At 46.7% G+C, this 2,595-nt stretch carries 3 protein-coding genes and 1 pseudogene; 3 read left to right on the forward strand and 1 reads right to left on the reverse strand.

Annotation, left to right across the window (positions count from 1 at the left end):
- Window positions 1–295, forward strand: a pseudogene (locus PX484_RS04450) (RNA-guided endonuclease InsQ/TnpB family protein); the annotation flags it as partial.
- A gap of 83 nt (window positions 296–378) precedes the next feature.
- Here the strand turns inward: PX484_RS04450 and PX484_RS04455 are convergent.
- Complete coding sequence (locus PX484_RS04455; RefSeq protein ID WP_287767037.1) at window positions 379–1,185, reverse strand: TlyA family RNA methyltransferase; 807 nt, start codon at window positions 1,183–1,185, stop codon at window positions 379–381.
- Window positions 1,186–1,324: 139 nt separating this feature from the next.
- On the opposite strand from PX484_RS04455, the gene PX484_RS04460 reads away from it, so the two are divergent.
- Entirely contained in the window at window positions 1,325–1,546 is a 222-nt protein-coding gene (locus tag PX484_RS04460) for a hypothetical protein (RefSeq protein ID WP_002736250.1), read from the forward strand.
- A gap of 113 nt (window positions 1,547–1,659) precedes the next feature.
- A partial coding sequence (gene ldpA / locus PX484_RS04465; protein WP_288102997.1) for a circadian clock protein LdpA occupies window positions 1,660–2,595 on the forward strand: 936 nt, incomplete at its 3' end.

Consider the following 2,595-nt stretch of genomic DNA (forward strand, 5'->3'; position numbering starts at 1 on the left):
AGGAATAGAGGTCAAAACAACTAATGAAAGCTATACCTCTAAATGTAGTTTCTTGGACTTAGAGTCTATTCAAAAGCAAAAAAGCTATTTAGGCAAGAGAATTAAAAGAGGACTATTCAGAAGCTCGTCGGGTTATTTCTAGGGAGCAGATATTAATGGTTCCTTAAATATTGGAAGAAAGGTAGTCGGAGAGGCCGCCTTTAGCGGGAATCCGATAGAGAGGTTCGTAGTTAACCCAGTACGGGTCAAAGCGTACAAAGCTAATTCTAGATGCAATATTTGCGTACAGAATTAGTAACTATGTAAGAATACATCTCCCCACACCCCACACCCCACACCCCACACCCCACACCCCACTTCCTTGACAAAACACCGGGGTTAAAACTGTTCGATCGCTGCTTGGGTGATTTCTGCGATCGCGGCTAAACTGGGACTAACTTGGCCCATATCGGTGGATAACCAGAGAAGATACTCGACGTTACCCGCAGGTCCGGTAATGGGAGACCAAGTTAAACCCCGATAGAACCATCCTAAGACTGCGGCGGCCTGTAAAACCTGAAAAATCGCCCCCGCTTGGTCTTGGTGGTCGCGAACTACCCCTTTTTTGCCGACTTTTTCCCGTCCCACCTCGAATTGGGGTTTGACCAATAAAATCGCCTCTCGGGGTGGATTTAATAGCGTCCACAGGGTCGGTAAAACTTTGGTCAAAGAAATAAAGGACAGATCCATAACTGCTAAATCGGCGGGTTTTTCTGATCCGTATAACTTTTCTGGGGTTAAATAGCGAAAATTAGTTCTTTCTAGTAAAATAACCCGTTCATCCTGCCGTAAACTCCACGCCACTTGTCCATAACCCACATCGACCCCATAAACCCGTTTTGCCCCTTTTTGCAAGAGACAATCGGTAAATCCCCCCGTGGAAATGCCGCCATCTAAACAAATGCGATCGCTGACATCGATGGCAAACAATTCTAAGGCCTTGGCTAATTTTTCGCCCCCCCTTGACAAATAGGGCAGTTTCTGCTTAACCTCGATCGCCGCTTCTGGATCGATTTCTGTGGCCGGTTTATCGATGATTTGGTGATTGACTTTCACTTCTCCAGCGCGAATTAATCGCTGTGCCTGTTGACGGGAATCACAGAGATTTTTGGCTACTAATAATAAATCTAATCTTTGTTTCGGCAAGGAAGGCCTCCCAATAATCAGCGCCTAATTCTAAAAAATACCTTATTTTTCCCCAAGCAATCCCAGAAAGAAGATTATAAGTAAAGAAAGGGGTAAGCGAAACCCATCAGCTAAATTTTCGCTGCCATCCCGATATTTTATGGATAAAGATACTCGATTCGCCATTTTGGTCATTGGCATCCCCTTTCTAGGACTAGCTTACTGTGGCTTGATTTTTGCCGTGATGATTTATTGGGTCTGGGCCCGGGAACATCCCGTGACCATGGCCACTTTTTTTGTCCTTGCTCCTTCTTTGATTTCTGGCTCTATTTGGCTGTTAGCTTCCTATAAAGCCCGTCAAAAGCAGCGTTTGGGTTTATAGTTCAATGTAGAGGCCGATGGCATTCGTCCAAGAAGAATCAATAATCAGTCTTTAGTCAGAATCAGAGCAGCACAGGGCTGACATTTAGGGGCTGGGCGCGATAGGATGAAAAAGTGCTAGATAAAAACTCCCCTCCCTTACAGTCCTTAGTGGCGGGTCACTGGTTCAAGCTCATCTGTGGAGCTAGTTACCAAGATTTGCCCACGATTCGCAACCTCGCCTTGGCCTATACTATCGCCGGAGCCGATTGTATTGATGTGGCTGCCGATCGAGCCGTGATCCTTGCGGCCCGCGAAGGCATGGAAACCGCCGCCAAAATCGCCGGATTCCCTGCCAATCAACGACCTTGGTTAATGGTCAGTCTCAATGACGGTGAAGATCCCCACTTTCGCAAAGCTGTCTTTAACCCGCAACTCTGTCCGGTCGATTGTCCCCGTCCCTGCGAAAAAATCTGTCCCGCTTATGCTATTGATGGGGGAGGAGTGATTGAACAGCGCTGTTATGGTTGCGGTCGTTGCTTACCCGTTTGTCCCGAGCAGATAATCGAGACAAGATCCCGTATCTGTCAACCTGAAGAAATTATCCCCTTAATTATCGAAATGGGAGTAGATGCGATCGAAATTCATACCCAAGTCGGTCATGGAGAGGAATTTGCTCGACTCTGGCAAGCGATCGCACCTGTAAGTAAAAACCTAAAAATCCTGGCCATAAGTTGCCAAGATGATGAATATATCATTGATTACCTCCACGATCTGCGAGAAACCATTTCACCCCTAAGCTGTCCTCTGATTTGGCAGACGGACGGCCGACCGATGAGCGGCGATATCGGCAAAGGAACCACCCACCCGGCAATTAATATGGCCAAAAAAGTCCTCTGTGCCAATCTAGCCGGATTTGTGCAGTTAGCCGGGGGAACCAATGACCATACCGTGACCAAATTACAGCAACTGGGACTGAGAGAAAAAATCGCTGGTATTGCATCTGGAAGTTACGCCCGTTCATTGATTTTGCCAATTTTAGAGCATTTAGACCAGCCTAACCTTGAAAAT

Source organism: Microcystis sp. M49636_WE2, assembly GCF_030065375.1.
In the GTDB taxonomy this organism is placed as follows: Bacteria; Cyanobacteriota; Cyanobacteriia; order Cyanobacteriales; family Microcystaceae; genus Microcystis; species Microcystis aeruginosa_C.

Bases quoted from the DNA above. Each gene is read 5' to 3' on its own strand.
- PX484_RS04460 (WP_002736250.1), top strand. From the start codon at position 1,325: ATGGATAAAGATACTCGATTCGCCATTTTGGTCATTGGCATCCCCTTT.